This is a genomic window from Janthinobacterium sp. CG_23.3, from assembly GCF_046115965.1.
Lineage (GTDB): Bacteria > Pseudomonadota > Gammaproteobacteria > Burkholderiales > Burkholderiaceae_D > Janthinobacterium.
Window position 1 is genome coordinate 1 of sequence record NZ_JBJXIB010000011.1, and the last position, 15,533, is coordinate 15,533.

The 15,533-nt window shown below is 64.9% G+C and carries 16 protein-coding genes; 10 read left to right on the forward strand and 6 right to left on the reverse strand.

Annotation, left to right across the window (positions count from 1 at the left end):
* The 5 genes from ACFDR9_RS05035 to ACFDR9_RS05055 form a co-directional block, all read left to right on the forward strand.
* A partial coding sequence (locus ACFDR9_RS05035) for a uroporphyrinogen-III C-methyltransferase (RefSeq protein WP_409030260.1) occupies nt 1-509 on the forward strand: 509 nt, incomplete at its 5' end.
* A gap of 5 nt (nt 510-514) precedes the next feature.
* The gene (locus ACFDR9_RS05040) at nt 515-1,711 is read left to right on the forward strand and encodes a heme biosynthesis protein HemY (RefSeq protein WP_081611829.1); all 1,197 of its coding nucleotides are present in this window, start codon (nt 515-517) and stop codon (nt 1,709-1,711) included.
* 129 nt (nt 1,712-1,840) lie between these two features.
* Nucleotides 1,841-2,392: an inorganic diphosphatase gene (gene ppa / locus ACFDR9_RS05045; protein ID WP_409030261.1), complete on the forward strand. Its 552-nt coding sequence runs from the start codon at nt 1,841-1,843 to the stop codon at nt 2,390-2,392.
* Nucleotides 2,393-2,632: 240 nt separating this feature from the next.
* Complete coding sequence (locus tag ACFDR9_RS05050) at nt 2,633-3,262, forward strand: HdeD family acid-resistance protein (protein ID WP_409030262.1); 630 nt, start codon at nt 2,633-2,635, stop codon at nt 3,260-3,262.
* Nucleotides 3,263-3,349: 87 nt separating this feature from the next.
* Complete coding sequence (locus ACFDR9_RS05055; protein ID WP_409030263.1) at nt 3,350-3,691, forward strand: DUF5335 domain-containing protein; 342 nt, start codon at nt 3,350-3,352, stop codon at nt 3,689-3,691.
* Nucleotides 3,692-3,845: 154 nt separating this feature from the next.
* Here the strand turns inward: ACFDR9_RS05055 and ACFDR9_RS05060 are convergent, their stop codons facing one another.
* Nucleotides 3,846-4,994, reverse strand: coding sequence for a GNAT family N-acetyltransferase (locus ACFDR9_RS05060; RefSeq protein ID WP_409030264.1), 1,149 nt, complete (start codon nt 4,992-4,994; stop codon nt 3,846-3,848).
* A gap of 95 nt (nt 4,995-5,089) precedes the next feature.
* On the opposite strand from ACFDR9_RS05060, the gene ACFDR9_RS05065 reads away from it, so the two are divergent.
* Complete coding sequence (locus ACFDR9_RS05065; RefSeq protein ID WP_409030265.1) at nt 5,090-6,709, forward strand: NAD+ synthase; 1,620 nt, start codon at nt 5,090-5,092, stop codon at nt 6,707-6,709.
* A gap of 18 nt (nt 6,710-6,727) precedes the next feature.
* Entirely contained in the window at nt 6,728-7,066 is a 339-nt protein-coding gene (locus ACFDR9_RS05070; protein ID WP_017876598.1) for a P-II family nitrogen regulator, read from the forward strand.
* 119 nt (nt 7,067-7,185) lie between these two features.
* Here the strand turns inward: ACFDR9_RS05070 and ACFDR9_RS05075 are convergent, their stop codons facing one another.
* The 5 genes from ACFDR9_RS05075 to trxB form a co-directional block, all read right to left on the reverse strand.
* Nucleotides 7,186-7,815 (reverse strand): trimeric intracellular cation channel family protein, encoded by a 630-nt coding sequence (locus tag ACFDR9_RS05075; RefSeq protein WP_017876597.1) that lies wholly within the window; start codon nt 7,813-7,815, stop codon nt 7,186-7,188.
* Between the two features lie 104 nt (nt 7,816-7,919).
* Nucleotides 7,920-8,321, reverse strand: coding sequence for a hypothetical protein (locus tag ACFDR9_RS05080; RefSeq protein ID WP_409030266.1), 402 nt, complete (start codon nt 8,319-8,321; stop codon nt 7,920-7,922).
* 86 nt (nt 8,322-8,407) lie between these two features.
* On the reverse strand, nt 8,408-9,004 hold the full coding sequence (locus ACFDR9_RS05085) for a TetR/AcrR family transcriptional regulator (protein WP_409030267.1): 597 nt from the start codon (nt 9,002-9,004) through the stop codon (nt 8,408-8,410).
* A 264-nt stretch (nt 9,005-9,268) separates the two neighbouring features.
* Nucleotides 9,269-9,919, reverse strand: coding sequence for a Smr/MutS family protein (locus tag ACFDR9_RS05090; protein WP_409030268.1), 651 nt, complete (start codon nt 9,917-9,919; stop codon nt 9,269-9,271).
* A gap of 6 nt (nt 9,920-9,925) precedes the next feature.
* Nucleotides 9,926-10,879 (reverse strand): thioredoxin-disulfide reductase, encoded by a 954-nt coding sequence (trxB, locus tag ACFDR9_RS05095; RefSeq protein ID WP_409030269.1) that lies wholly within the window; start codon nt 10,877-10,879, stop codon nt 9,926-9,928.
* Between the two features lie 264 nt (nt 10,880-11,143).
* Here trxB and ACFDR9_RS05100 point away from each other — a divergent pair, with 264 nt between their 5' ends.
* From ACFDR9_RS05100 to ACFDR9_RS05110, 3 genes are read left to right on the forward strand one after another with little or no spacing between them, the layout of a single operon-like run.
* Nucleotides 11,144-13,495 carry a DNA translocase FtsK gene (locus ACFDR9_RS05100; protein WP_017876592.1) on the forward strand — a complete coding sequence of 784 codons (2,352 nt, stop codon included), beginning with the start codon at nt 11,144-11,146 and terminating at the stop codon, nt 13,493-13,495.
* A 4-nt stretch (nt 13,496-13,499) separates the two neighbouring features.
* Complete coding sequence (lolA, locus tag ACFDR9_RS05105) at nt 13,500-14,147, forward strand: outer membrane lipoprotein chaperone LolA (protein WP_409030270.1); 648 nt, start codon at nt 13,500-13,502, stop codon at nt 14,145-14,147.
* Nucleotides 14,148-14,195: 48 nt separating this feature from the next.
* On the forward strand, nt 14,196-15,503 hold the full coding sequence (locus ACFDR9_RS05110) for a replication-associated recombination protein A (RefSeq protein ID WP_409030271.1): 1,308 nt from the start codon (nt 14,196-14,198) through the stop codon (nt 15,501-15,503).
* Nucleotides 15,504-15,533: the final 30 nt, after the last annotated feature.

Below are 15,533 nucleotides of genomic sequence, written 5' to 3' on the forward strand. Positions count from 1 at the left end.
GATGCGCGAGGACCAGAGAGGAGAAGCCTCAGCAGTCAACACACCGAAAACAACGTACGTCCCCACCCCTCCCCCTCCCCCCCCCCCCCGCCGCCGCGCCGGCGCCGGCGCCGGCGCCGGCCAATCCGCTGTGGCTGAAGGCGCAGGGCGTGTGGACCAGCTGGAGCAGCGAAATGTGGACCGACGTGCGCCAGCTGATCCGCCTGCGCAGCGTCGAGACGCCGGAGGCGCTGCTGCTGTCGCCGACGCAGGCGTACTTCCTGCGCGAAAACGTCAAGCTGCGCCTGCTCAACGCGCGCCTGGCGCTGCTATCGCGCAACGAGACGGCCTTCCGCAGCGACCTGATCGCGGCGCAGGACGCGCTGGTGAAGTACTTCGACACCCGCGCCCAGCCCACCCAGACCGCGCAGGCGCTGCTGCGGCAAGTGCAGGCAAGCAATCTCGCGATTGACATGCCGACCTTGTCCGAGAGCCTGAACGCGGTGCGCAACTACAAAGCGAAGCCTTAAGCCCCATGCGTCTATTTCTCTGGTTACTCGCCCTGATGGCCACCGCCATCGGCATCGCCGTGACGGCGCGCTTCAACCCCGGCAACGTGGTGCTGTTCTACCCGCCGTACCGGATGGACCTGTCGCTGAACTTCTTCCTGGTGCTGCAGGCGCTGCTGTTCGTGTTGCTGTACCTGGCGCTGCGGGCCTTCCGCGCCACCGTCAGGATGCCCGGCCGGGTCGCCGAATACCGTCTGCGCAAGCGCGAGCGCGACGCCAACAAGGGCTTGCGCGACGCCCTGAAGGCGCTGTTCGAGGGGCGTTTCGGGCACGCCGAAAAAGCCGCGCTGCGCGCCGGCGAGCTGCCCGAGAACGCCGGCCTGGCCGCGCTGATCGGCGCGCGCGCCGCGCACCGCATGCGCCAGGGCGAGCGGCGCGACCTGTGGCTGAGCAAGGTCGCCGGCGACGCCGCGCTGAAAACCGCGCGCCTGATGACGGTCACCGAATTGCTGGTCGACGAGCACCAGCCGGAGGCGGCGCTGGAGGCGGTACGCGAACTCAACGCCAGCGGCACGCGCCACATCCACGCGCTGCAATGGTCGCTCAAGGCGCACCAGCAAGCCAAGAACTGGCCGGAAGTGCTGCGCCTGGTGCGTTCGCTCGACAAGCACCGCGCGCTGCACCCGGCGCTGTCGTCGCGCCTGCGCGAGCTGGCCTACGACGACCTGCTGTCGGACCGCACCCACGACGCCGAATCGGTGATGCGGGTCTGGTCGAGCATTCCCGGCGTCGACCGGGTCAAGCCCTACGTCGCCTGCCGCGCCGCCACCGCCCTCAACTTGCGCGGCCTGCACGACGAGGCGCGCCTGGTGGCCGAGGAGGCGCTCGCCGCCAACTGGGACGAGCGCGTGGTGCGCGCCTACCGCGAGGCGGCGGCGCCGTCGGGCACGCCGGCGCTGCTGGCGCAGATCGAACATTGCGAGCGCTGGCTGCGGCAGCGCCCGGCCGACGCCGAACTGGCGCTGACGCTGGGCGCGCTGTGCCTGAAACAAAAACTCTGGGGCAAGGCCCAGCGCCACCTGGAACAGGCGCTGTCGGACGCCGGCGACGCGCGCATGGTGCGCGAAGCCCATCTGAAGCTGGCGCAGTTGCACGACGCGCTGCAACAGCCGGACGAGGCGGCGGCGCACTACCGCCAGTGCGCGCTGGCGACGATCCTGTAAGCGCGGTGCCGGACGGCCCGTTTTTCGCAAGAGAAACGGGCCGTTTTTCTTGCTGCGCCGCACAAACCGGCGCCGCTTCGTTATAATTACGCCGGTAAAAATTAATCATCTGCAAACCGAGGAAATTCCATGAGTCTGAACAAAGTGTCATCCGGGCGCGACCTGCCGAACGATTTCAACGTCATCATCGAAATTCCGATGAACGCCGATCCGATCAAGTACGAAGTCGACAAGGAAAGCGGCGCCATTTTCGTCGACCGCTTCATGGGTACCGCGATGCACTACCCGTGCAACTACGGTTACGTGCCGAACACGCTGTCCGACGACGGCGACCCGGTTGATGTGCTGGTGGTCACGCCGTTCCCGCTGTTCCCGGGCGTGGTGGTGCGTTGCCGTCCCATCGGCGTGCTGAAAATGACCGACGAAGCGGGCGAAGACGCCAAAGTGCTGGCCGTGCCGGTCGACAAGGTACTGTCGATCTACAGCCACTGGCAGAAGCCGGAAGACTTGAACGAACTGCGCCTGCGCCAGATCCAGCATTTCTTTGAGCATTACAAGGATCTGGAAAAAGGCAAATGGGTCAAGATCGACGGCTGGTACGGCCCGGAAGACGCGAAAGCGGAAATCCTGAACGGCGTCGCCTCGTACAAGAAGCAGGAAGAAGCGGAAGCGGCGAAGTAAGCCGCGGCCGCCGCCCGCACCGGCTCCGGGCCGGGCGGGCGCACAAGACAAGCGCACTCCCGCGGTTACGCGGCGTGCGCTTCTTTTTTGCGCCGGCCGCGCGCGCAAGCTCGGCGGGGCGCGTGATCTGCGACAAACTCCCGGCGGACTCGGCGCGCGCCGCCCGGAACTCGCGCCGCGTGAATCGATCTGACTCCTATCGGACGGCGTCGTCCGTTCGACTGGAGGGGAGGCTGATCGATGATTTCCGTTCCCGCACTGATGCAGTCGTGGTGGATAGCCGCGCTGCGCGGCGCCATCGCGGTCTGCTTCGGCGTCTTCGCCTTGGCCATGCCGGGCGTGACGCTGATCTCCCTCGTTGCCGTGTTTGCCGTGTACGCCATGCTGGCCGGCGCGGTGGCGGTGGCGGGCGCGCTGCGCTGCCGCAAGCAAGCCGACGACTGGTGGATTTTGCTGTTGTCGGGCGTCGTCAGCAGCGTCGCCGGGCTGTTGGCGACGCTGCACCCGGCGCTGACGGTGCTGGCCCTGGTGGTCGTCATTGGCGTCAACGCCCTCGTCACCGGCGTGCTCGACATCGTGCTGGCGGTGCGGCTGCGCAAGGTCATCGGCGGCGAGTGGTTGTTGATACTCGGCGCGGCCACGTCCCTCGTCTTCGGCTTGTTGATCCTGGCCTACCCGGGCGCCGGTGCGCTGGCGCTGGTATGGATGATCGGCGCCTGCGCACTGCTCACAGGCACCTTGTACCTGGCGCTGGCCTACCGCGTCTACGCCGGCCGGCAACCCGGGCCGGCGGCGTCCCGGTCGCGCGACGCCGGAACCAGGCACGAGCGCCGCGCCGGCGAACGGCGCATGAGGTCGGCCGCCCACTAGCGCGCCGCCCGGCGGCAGCCGGGCGCGCACGGCGGGCATCGTTTGAACACGGCCGGTGGCGACGCCGGCGAAACCGCGGAGGCGGGTATGGCAATCGCGACAATCGACAAGCCGCATTGGCAAGAATATTTCGACCGGATGTCGAAGCTACTGCCGGGTAAAAGCGTCGAACTGGAAGTCGACGCGCTGGAAATTGGCAGCCATATCGAAGCCGAATGGGTGCCCTTGCTCGGCTTCGTCTACGACCCGGCCAGCGACATCCTGGCGATCATGGTGGACGGCCTCGACCACATGATCCGCCATCCGCAGGCGCTGTACGTCGACATGCTTGGCAGCGAACTGAGGAGCATGGAAGTGATCGACGCCGACCAGTTCCGCCACATCGTCAAACTGCGCGCCCCGTTGTTGCTGCCGGCGCCGTTCAGTTAGCGCGATTTTCGTAGGTCGGGTTAGCCCGCCGGGTGTAAACCGGCAACGTTGGCCTGGAGCGGCGCGTCGCGCTTCGGCCAACATGGTCGGATTACGCTCGCCTCGGCGCGCGCCGCGTCCACGCCACGACAAGCGCGCCGCAGCCGGCAGCCGTTCAGCCGGCCGGCGCGCCCTGGCGGAACGGGTTGCGGTCGTTCAACTCGTCGATATAACTGTCGATGCCGCCGCTTTCGCGTTCGAGGAAGCGCTCGATGGCGTCGGCGAACGCCGGATGGGCCAGCCAGTGCGCCGACCAGGTCTTTTGCGGCAGGAAACCGCGCGCCATCTTGTGTTCGCCCTGGGCGCCGCCCTCGAACGTGGCGATGTTTTGCGCGATGCAAAACTCCAGCGGTTGGTAGTACGACGTCTCGAAGTGCAGGCAGGGCACGTGTTCGAGCGCGCCCCAATACCGGCCGAACAGCGTGTCCTCGCTGTGGATCACCAGCGAGGCGGCGATATCCCTGCCGTCGCGCTCGGCAATGATCAGCAAGATGTTCCGCGGCATCGCGCGGCCGATGCGCAGGAAAAAATCCAGGTTCAGATAGGGCGACGAGCGGTGCTCGGCGTAGGTGTTGGCATAGCAGCGGTGGAACAAGCGCCAGTCGGCCTCGCCGGCGTCGGCGCCGCGCACCTGGCGCATCGTCACGCCGGCCTCGCGCACCTTGCGCCGCTCGGCGCGGATGTTCTTGCGCTTCTTGTGCTCCAAGGTCGCCAGGAAGGCCTCGAAATCGCCGTAGCCCGGGTTCAGCCAGTGGAATTGCACGCCGCTGCGCAGCATGAAGCCGGCCCGCTGCAACTGCTGGGCCTGTTCCTCCGGTGGAAACAGCACATGGGTCGAGGACATGCCGGCCGCTTCCTGCTGCGCGCACAGCAGTTCGACCAGGGCGGCGCGGGCGGCCGGGTCGCGCGCCAGCAGGCGCGCGCCGGCCACCGGCGTGAAGGGAATCGCCGAGAGCAGCTTGGGGTAGTAGTCCAGGCCGTTGCGCTGATAGGCGTCGGCCCAGGCCCAGTCAAACACGTATTCCCCATACGAGTGCGACTTGACGTACAGCGGCATGGCCGCGGCCAGCACCTCGCCTTGCCACAGCGCCAGGTACTGCGGTTGCCAGCCGGCGTCGGGCGCGGCGCTGCCGGACTCGTGCAGCGCGTGCAAAAACGCGTAGGACAGGAAGGGATTGGCGTCCGGCTGCGTGGCCAGCAGCGCCGACCATGCCGATTCGCCAATTTCGGCCAGAGAAGAAACGATACCCGTGCGATAATCCATTTTTGTCGGTGTGCATTCACCAGCCATTGTCGGGCCGCTGTTCGCCCCCGGGACCCGTCCCGCTTTATTCAATCGAATTTACCACTATCGCCATCATGACAGTCAAAGTCGCAATCGCCCAAATGAACAGTACCGTCGGCGATCTGGCCGGCAACCGCGCCAAGATCGTCGACATGGCGCGCCGCGCCGTCGAGGCGGGCGCCGATATCGTGTTGACCCCGGAGTTGTCGCTGGTCGGCTACCCACCGGAAGACCTGCTGCTGCGCAGCGCATTCTACGCAAAAACCCAAGAGACGTTTGCCGCGCTGGCGCTGGACTTGGCCCAGTTCAAGGACTTGCACGTGGTGGTCGGCCTGCCGGTGATGGAGGAGGGCAGCGACAAGCGCTACAACGCCGCCGCGGTGCTGCTCAACGGCGAGGTGCTGGGCACCTACCGCAAGCACGATTTGCCAAATACCACGGTGTTCGACGAAAAACGCTACTTCTCGTCGGCCGACCGGGCGCTGGTGTTCGCCGTCAAGGGCGTGCGCTTCGGCGTCAATATCTGCGAGGACACCTGGTTCGCCCACGCCCCGGCGCGCGCCAAGGAGGCCGGCGCGCAAGTGCTGCTGGTGCCGAACGGCTCGCCCTACCATATGAACAAGCAGCACCTGCGCTATGAAACTATGCGCCGGAACGTTTGCTCGCAGGGCTTGGCGCTGGTGTACGCCAACCTCGTCGGCGGCCAGGACGAACTCATTTTCGACGGCGACTCCTTCGTCATGGACCAGGACGGCACGATGTGCGCCCAGCTCAAGCATTTCGACGAAGACTTGCAGGTGGTGAGTTTCGACGGCGCGCGGCCGCTGCCGTCGGCGCTGGCGCCGGCGCTCACTATCGAAGCCCAGGTCTACCAGGCGCTGGTGCTGGGCGTGCGCGACTACATCGGCAAGAACGGCTTCCCGGGCGTGCTGATCGGCATGTCGGGCGGCGTCGACTCGGCGCTGACGCTGGCCGTGGCGGTCGACGCGCTCGGCGCCGACCGGGTGCGCGCGGTGATGATGCCGTCGCCGTACACCGCCGATATCTCCTGGATCGATTCGCGCGACATGGTAGGCCGCCTTAACGTACGCTACGATGAAATCTCGATCAACGCGACCTTCGACGCCTTCCGCGCCACGCTGGCGCAGGAATTCGCCGGCCTGGCCGAGGATGCGACCGAGGAAAACATCCAGGCGCGCATCCGCGGCACCATGTTGATGGCGCTGTCGAACAAGCACGGCAGCATCGTGCTAACAACCGGCAACAAGAGCGAGATGGCGGTTGGCTACTGCACGCTGTACGGCGACATGGCCGGCGGCTTTGCCGTGATCAAGGATATCGCCAAGACGCTGGTATACCGCCTGTGCGCCTACCGCAACGGCGTGTCCGACGTGATTCCGCAGCGCATTTTGACGCGCGGACCATCGGCGGAGTTGCGCCCGGACCAGCTCGACCAGGATTCGCTGCCACCGTACGAGGTGTTGGACGCTATCATGCAAATGTATATGGAAGAGAATCGACCGATCGCCGACATCATCGCGGCCGGCTACCCGCCGGCCGACGTGGCAAGGGTGACACGCTTGATCAAGATCAACGAATACAAGCGGCGCCAGTCGCCGGTGGGCATCCGGGTCACGCACCGCGGCTTTGGCCGCGACTGGCGCTACCCGATCACATCGAAATTCTACGAATAACCCCTTAAGGAGAGCAGCATGAAACAGATTACCGCCGTTATCAAACCGTTCAAGCTTGACGAAGTGCGCGAGGCCCTGGCCGAAGTCAACGTGACCGGCCTGACCGTCACCGAAGTGAAGGGTTTCGGCCGCCAAAAGGGGCATACCGAACTGTACCGTGGCGCCGAATACGTCGTCGACTTCCTGCCGAAGGTAAAGGTGGAAGTGGTCGTCGACGATGGCATGGCCGAGCAAGTGGTTGACGCCATCATCAAGGCCGCGCGCACCGGCAAGATCGGCGACGGCAAGATTTTCGTGCAGGATGTCGAGCAGGTGATCCGCATCCGCACCGGCGAAACCGGTCCGGACGCGGTCTAAGCGAGCCCGCTGCGCATGACAAACCACGCACCCTAACCCTGGGGCCAGACCCCGAGGGTTTGATCCCGGCTGTATGCCTTTCTGGTATGGTATGTCGCCGGCGCGCTGGCCGACACCGCCTATCGCCCCAGGCGCAGGTCGAATTTCCAGGTCAGCAGGCGCAGCACGGTAATCGCCGCCGCGCTGGTCCACAGCGCCACGTCGGCGGCCACGCCGAAGTGTTTTTGCGCCAGATAAAGCCAGCAGCCGATGAAGGCGCAAATCGCGTACGGCTTGCCGTCGCGCAGCACCATCGGCACCTCGTTGCAGACGATGTCGCGCAGCACCCCGCCGAATATCCCCGTAATCACCCCCATCATCGAGGCGATGAACAGCGGCATGCCCGCGCGCAGCGCCTCGGACACGCCGGCGATGGCGAACAGGCCCAGGCCGATGGCGTCGGCGATGACGATCAGGCGCTCCGAGACGATCTGCCGCAGCGTGCGCACCAGCGGCGCGGCGACCAGGGCCAGCACGAAGGTGAGGATGGCGTATTCCTGGTGCGCGACCCAGAACAGCGGCCGCTTGTCGAGCAGGATGTCGCGCAGCGTGCCGCCGCCGAAGGCGGTGATGAAGGCCACCGTAAACACGCCGACCACGTCCATCCGCTTGCGCCGCGCTTCGATGAAGCCGGACAGGGCGCCGACCAGGATGGCGATCACTTCGATGGCGCGAATCAGCGAGCCGGGGGGCAGGGAGGGGGGCATCATAGCGGCAAAGGGACGTAACGATAATGTCCGTAGGTTAACATGGCACGGCCCCGAACGGGGCCGCGTTGTGTTGCCTTCTTGAACTTATCGGGCGCGGCAGGGGGTCAGTGCGCTACCGCCGAGGCGGCGCGCGCGTTGCCCCACAGGCCCAGGACGCCCACCGGCAGCAGTAGCACCCATTGCGGCAGGGCAAGCAGCATGGCCGGGCCGGCGTAGGCCAGGTCCACCACGATAAACACCGCGCCAAATCCCAGCCACATCGACGACAGCATCGTGACCATGCTGCGCAGCGAGGCGTTCTTGCTGCGCGCGGCGGCGAAGAACGACACCGCGGACAGGGTCAAGGCAACGCTGACCAAGTGCCAACCCGCGTACAGCAGCAACGCCACTTCGCGGGGAAGGCTGGACTGCATCAGGGGTGTTTCAATTTCGGCCGTACCGACGAAAGTGTGAAGCGCCGCGGTCAATGCGGCAAGCAGCGCGGTAACAAACAGTGTCCGATTCATGGTGTGTTCCTGGCAGTGAATTGCATTAATGGAGCATCGCATCACTTCACGCGCGTCCGCATCGACAACTTATTTCTTGCATACCTTTAATCGATTGTGCGGGTGGGCGCCTCCGGTGTCATCAATCCTATGAAGCGGCGCAACATTCGCAGCATGTCCTCGTGCCGGCCATCGGGGAAGACATACAACATGCCGACGAAGGTGGCGTACTCGATGCGCGCCAGATCGAGGGCATCCGCGCGGTCGCCATCGTCGCGCAGTTCGGCAATCAAACCGGCGAGATAGGCAATTCTGCGCTGGTCTATGTCCCTGAGGCGGTCTAGCACCAGCGGACTGCGCGCGCCCCACTGGCGCATGGCGCGCTCGATGGCGCCGTCCAGCGTCAACGCCAGATTGGCCAGTCTCATGCGCCTTTCCCAAACGCTGCTGAGTTGATCCACGGCGCGCTCCACGTTTTCCGTGTGTAGCTCTTGCCAATGGTCCAGCAGGGCTTCGGCATACGCGTCGACATCGGCAAAATGGTGGTAAAACGATCCCTTGGAGCGTCCGACTGCCACGCAGAGCTGGTCTATCGTGAGCGCGTCGGCGCCGCCGCCGGTCAGTAGCGCCAAGCCGGCGTCGAGCCAGGCGTGGCGGGGTTGGCGTGCCGTGCCGTTAATCGAGGTGGGCGGGCTTGCAAGCATATCAAAGTTGTTAAAAGTAATATACTATAAGGTATAGTATGTTGGCGTAAAAAGCAAGCGCGGGACGTGGTGAAAATAGTTGGTTCGGGATTGTCGGGGGGGGGGCAGTTCGCTTGGGCGGCGGCGTCGTTAAATTTATTCAAGCCAACGGCGTACCCTGGGGTCAGACCTGTGAAGCTTCCGTAGGTCGGATTAGCGACAGCGTAATCCGACGCCAAGCCGCTGCCGACGCCAGGCGGGTTACGCCGTTCCGGCTAACCCGATCTACAGCGCTTGCAGCGCCGCCTGCAGCAGCACCACCAGGGCGCCGTCACCGCCCTCGGAGCGGCGCGCCACGCAAAACGCGACGACCTCGTCTTTTTGCACCAGCCAGCTGTGTACCATCGACTTCAGCACCGGTTCCTGGCTTTTCGAGCCCAGGCCCTTGCCGTGGATCACCCGCACGCAGCGCAGCTTGCGCCGCGTCGCCACGCGCAGGAACTCGCCCAAGCCGTCGCGGGCGGCGTCGCGGCGCATGCCGTGCAGGTCCAGGTCGTCCTGGATCGGCCAGTGGCCCTTGAGCATCTTGCGCACCACGTCGGGGCCGACGCCGGGCCGGGTATAGCTGAGCACCGGCGCGTCGTCCATCAAGGCGTCGACCTCGAACAGGTCCGACAGCGACTCGCGCAGCACGGCGCGGTCGTCGTCCTCTTGCTGGCGCGGCGTCATCGGCGCGGCCGGGGCGGCCGGCGCCCGCTTGGTGTGCTGTGGCATGGGCGCAACGTTGCCCATGCTGTTGCGGAACAAATTGCTTTCGTGCGCCACCACGCGCTCGCGCTTGGCGCGTTCGGCGCTGGCGACGGCGCGCGCCTCCTCCTGCTCCTTGAGCGTGTTGCGCAAGGATTTCAGGTCGGCCAGGGATTTTAAGGACGACATCGCGGCTTACTCTTGGCCTTCGAGGTAGCGCTGGGCGTCCAGCGCGGCCATGCAGCCGGTGCCGGCGCTGGTGATGGCCTGGCGGTAAATATGGTCCTGCACGTCGCCGGAGGCGAACACGCCGGGCACGCTGGTGGCCGTGGCCATGCCTTCGAGGCCGGTGCGGGTCTTGATGTAGCCGTTGTGCATGTCCAGCTGGCCTTCGAAGATGCCGGTGTTCGGCTTGTGGCCGATAGCGATGAAGACGCCGTGCACCTTCAACGCGGTGACGGCGCCGTCGTCGGTTGACTTGATGTTGATGCCGGTCACGCCGCCTTCGTCGCCGGTCACTTCGTCGAGCGTGTGGTTGTACTTGATGGCGATCTTGCCTTCGGCCACCTTGGCGTTGAGGCGGTCGATCAGGATCGCCTCGGCGCGGAACTTGTCGCGGCGGTGCACCAGGGTTACCTTGTTGGCGATGTTCGACAGGTACAGCGCCTCCTCGACGGCGGTGTTGCCGCCGCCGACCACGGCCACTTCCTGGTTGCGGTAGAAAAAGCCGTCGCAGGTGGCGCAGGCCGACACGCCCTTGCCCATGAACGCCGTCTCCGACGGCAGGCCGAGGTACTGGGCCGAGGCGCCGGTCGAAATGATCAGCGCGTCGCAGGTGTACTCGTGGCTGTCGCCGAGCAGGCGGATGGGTTTTTCGTTCAGGAAGGTGGTGTGGATGTGGTCGAACACGATGTCGGTGTTGAAACGCTCGGCGTGCTGCAACAAGCGCTGCATCAGTTCCGGACCTTGCACGCCCATCGGGTCGCCGGGCCAGTTCTCGACGTCGGTGGTGGTCATCAGCTGGCCGCCTTGCTCGACGCCGGTGACCAGCATCGGCTTCAGGTTGGCGCGGGCGGCGTACACCGCGGCGCTGTAGCCGGCGGGGCCGGAACCGAGGATCAAAACGCGGGCGTGCTTGGTAGTGGTCATAGGAGGCTTTTTACGTAATAGGTTTGATGGACCCGAGGTGGGGCCGATTGCTGCAAAGAACAAGGGCGGCGGCCTGTCCGGGCGATCGCGCCGGGGCGGCTCGGCGCGCGCACATTGAATTGGCGCAAGCACTGGCGAGATTATAGACGAAGCGGCGCCAGCGTATGAATCGTGAGGCCGGCGCGGCCCCTTATGGCTTAGAATACCTGTATATGGGTATTTCCCTGCCCGCACCATGCACATAGTTGCATCGTTTTTTAAAGTATGACGAAACCAAGCCAACCCACCCCCTCCAAGTACACCCGTAGCGTGACCGAACGCCAACCGTTGCCGAACCGGCTGGTGCGGCTATTGTCGGAGGCGCGCTGGTTCGCGCTGGCCGCCTTCGGCCTGTACTTCGTGCTGATTTTGCTCAGCTATACCAAGGGCGACCCCGGCTGGTCGCACGCCAACCTCGTGCCCAAGGTCGGCAACCTGGGCGGGCGCGCCGGTGCCTGGCTGGCGGACTTGTTGCTGTACATCTTCGGCATGTCGGCCTGGTGGTGGTGCGTCTTGCTGTTGCGCTCGGTCTGGAAAAGCTACCGCGGCCTGACGCGGAAATTTTTGCTGGAGAAAGAGGCCGACCCCGAGCACCACCAAGAGGGCTTGATCCGCGCCGTCGGCTTCGTGCTGTTGTTCATCGGCAGCATGGGCCTGGAATTCCTGCGCATGTATTCGCTGCACGTGCAACTGCCGCTGGCCCCGGGCGGCGTGCTGGGCCGCCTGGTCGGCCATTCGGCCCATGTCGCCTTCGGCTTCACCGGCGCCACCTTGCTGTTGCTGCTGCTGTTCGGCCTGGGTTTCAGCCTGTTCTTCCATGTTTCCTGGCTGGCGGTGGCCGAGCGCATCGGCGCCGCCATCGAAGTGGCGATCGACTGGTTCGTGCTGCGCTACGAAGACCGCGAAGACCGCCGCCAGGGCGAGGTCGCCGCCGTCAAGCGCGAAGAGGTGGTGGTGATCGAGCGCGCCAAGCATATCGAAAAGCACGTCGCCGCGCCGCCGGTCAAGATCGAGCCGCAGTTCGTCGCCGTCGTCAAATCCGAGCGGGTGGAAAAAGAGCGCCAGGCCGTGCTGTTCCACGACGGCGACAGCCGCCTGCCGCCGCTGTCGCTGCTCGATGAGGCGCCGCCGGTGGTCGAGACGGTCTCGGTGGAAACGCTGGAGTTCACCAGCCGCCTGATCGAGAAGAAACTGTCCGACTTCGGCGTCGACGCCAAGGTCGTGGCCGCCTATCCCGGCCCGGTGGTGACGCGTTACGAAATCGAACCGGCCACCGGCGTCAAGGGCAGCCAGATCGTCGGCTTGGCGCGCGACCTGGCCCGTTCGCTGTCGCTGACCTCGATCCGCGTCGTTGAAACCATCCCCGGCAAGAATTACATGGCGCTGGAATTGCCTAACCCGAAACGCCAGATCGTGCGCCTGACCGAAATCCTCGGCTCCAAGGTCTACAACGACGGCGTCTCCAGTCTGACCATCGCGCTGGGCAAGGACATCGCCGGCAAGCCGGTGGTGGCCGACCTGGCCAAGATGCCGCATTTGCTGGTGGCCGGCACCACCGGTTCGGGCAAGTCGGTGGGTATCAACGCCACCATCCTGTCGCTGCTGTACAAGTCCGACCCGCTCGACGTGCGCCTGATCCTGATCGATCCGAAGATGTTGGAGATGTCGGTCTACGAGGGCATTCCGCACCTGTTGGCGCCGGTCGTGACCGACATGCGCCAGGCCGGCCACGCGCTGAACTGGGCCGTCAACGAAATGGAGCGGCGTTACAAGTTGATGAGTAAGTTGGGCGTGCGTAACCTGGCCGGCTACAACGCCAAGATCGCCGAGGCGCAGAAGAAGGAAGAGCACATCCCGAATCCGTTCAGCCTGACGCCGGACTCGCCGGAGCCGCTGGAGAAGCTGCCGACCATCGTCATCATCATCGACGAGTTGGCCGACTTGATGATGGTGGTCGGCAAAAAGGTCGAGGAATTGATCGCCCGTATCGCGCAAAAGGCGCGCGCCGCCGGCTTGCACTTGATTTTGGCGACGCAGCGCCCATCTGTAGACGTGATCACCGGCTTGATCAAGGCCAACATTCCGACCCGGATCGCCTTCCAGGTGTCGTCCAAGATCGACTCGCGCACCATTCTCGACCAGATGGGCGCCGAGGCGCTGCTGGGAATGGGCGACATGCTGTACATGCCGCCGGGAACCGGTTTGCCGGTGCGCGTACACGGCGCCTTCGTCTCCGACGAGGAAGTGCACCGCGTCGTCAGCCACTTGAAGTCGCAGGGCGAACCGAATTACATTGAAGGCATACTTGAAGGCGGCACGCTGGAAGAGGGCGGCGCCGACGGCGCGCCGGCGGGCGAGGGCGGCGGCGAGGCCGACGCCCTGTACGACCAGGCCGTTGGCGTGGTACTGAAAAACCGCAGGGCGTCGATCTCGCTGGTGCAGCGTCACTTGCGCATTGGCTACAACCGCGCGGCCCGCCTGCTTGAACAAATGGAGCAAAGCGGCGTCGTGTCAACCATGCAGTCGAACGGCAACCGGGAAATCCTGGTGCCGGCCACGAGCGCAGAACAAGGATAATCGCATGACTTTATTGAAAAAACGCGGCGCATTGAGCGCTTTGGCCCTGGCTTGCGGCATGTTGTTCGCCGCTGGCGCCTCCGCCAGCGCGCTGGAACAGTTCAAGACTTTTGTCTCCGGCACCAAATCGGCCAAGGGCGACTTCACCCAGCGCCAAGTCAAGAAGGCCGACGGCGCCGCCGCCAAGGCGTCGGCGCTGGCCACCGGCACCTTTGAGTTCGCCCGTCCGGGAAAGTTCATCTGGACCTATGTCAAGCCGTACGAACAATTGCTGCAAGCGGACGGCGAGCAGCTGTATATATATGACAAGGACTTGAACCAGGTCACCACCAAGAAGCTGGGCAACGCGCTGGGTTCGTCGCCGGCGGCGATCCTGTTCGGCAGCAACGACCTGGAAAAGAACTTCACCTTGGCCGAAGCCGGCAGCCGCGACGGCCTGGAGTGGTTGAAGGCGACCCCGAAGGCGAAGGACACCACCTTCGACGAAATCAGCATCGGCTTGCGCAACGGCGTGCCGGAGGCGATGGAGTTGCGCGATTCCTTCGGTCAAACGTCGGTGCTGGCGTTCAAGAACTTCCAGAAAAATCCGGCGCAAAATGCCGCGCACTTTAAATTTGTCATGCCCAAGGGCGCCGACGTCTTCAATAATTAAGGCTGGGGCGGCGCTCGCCGCACCCGTGCCCCGCAATCGGTAAACACCATGGCCGACCTATTTTCAACCGCGCCGCGCCAGCCCCTGGCCGAAGCGTTGCGGCCCAAGAGCCTGCCCGAAGTCATCGGGCAAGGCCACCTGTTGGGCGCGGGAAAGCCCTTGCGCCTGGCGTTCGAGGCCGGCAAGGCCCATTCGATGATACTGTGGGGGCCGCCCGGCGTCGGCAAAACCACGCTGGCGCGCCTGATGGCGAATGCCTTCGACAGCGAGTTCATCGCGTTGTCGGCGGTGTTTGCCGGCGTCAAGGACATCCGCGCGGCAATGGACCAGGCCCAGCACAACCTGGACCAGTCCGGCAAGCACACCCTGCTGTTCGTCGACGAAATCCACCGCTTCAATAAATCGCAGCAAGACGCGTTGTTGCCCTTCGTCGAATCGGGCCTCGTCACCTTCGTCGGCGCGACCACCGAAAACCCCAGTTTCGAGGTGAACTCGGCGCTGCTGTCGCGCGCCCAGGTCTACGTGTTGAAGTCGCTCAACGAAGACGAGATGAAACAGCTCTTCAAGAAGGCGCACGCGAGTTCGCTGCCACACCTTGAATTCGACGACGTTGCCGTCGACACCATGATCGGCTTCGCCGACGGCGACGCGCGCCGCTTCCTCAATTTGCTGGAGCAGGCCGAGACCGCCGCCGGCTCGTCCGGCGTCACCAAGATCGACGCGGCTTTCGTCGACAACGCGCTGACCTTGAACTCGCGCCGCTTCGACAAGGGCGGCGACAATTTCTACGACCAGATTTCGGCGCTGCACAAATCGGTGCGCGGCTCGAATCCGGACGCCGCGCTGTACTGGTTTTGCCGCATGATCGACGGCGGCGCCGACCCGAAATACCTGTCGCGCCGCATCATCCGCATGGCCTGGGAAGACATCGGCCTGGCCGATCCGCGCGCGCTGACGATCGTCAACGACGCCGCCGAAACCTACGAGCGGCTGGGTTCACCGGAAGGGGAATTGGCGCTGGGCCAGGCGGTGATGTACCTGGCGATCGCCGCCAAGAGCAACGCCGGCTACAACGCTTTCAACACCGCGATGGCTTTCGTCAAGCGCGACAAGTCGAAAGAGGTGCCGGTGCACCTGCGCAACGCGCCGACCAAGCTGATGAAGGAACTCGGCTACGGCCACGCCTACCGCTACGCGCACGACGAGCCGGACGCCTACGCCGCCGGCGAAACCTACTTCCCGGACGGCATGCCGGAGCCGGGCTGGTATCGCCCGGTGCCGCGCGGCCTGGAAAGCAAAATCGCCGACAAGCTGGCCTGGCTCAGGGAGCTGGACCGCAAGGCGGGCAAAGGGTAGATATTGCGGCGCGCTCTGCGTTGGATTGGC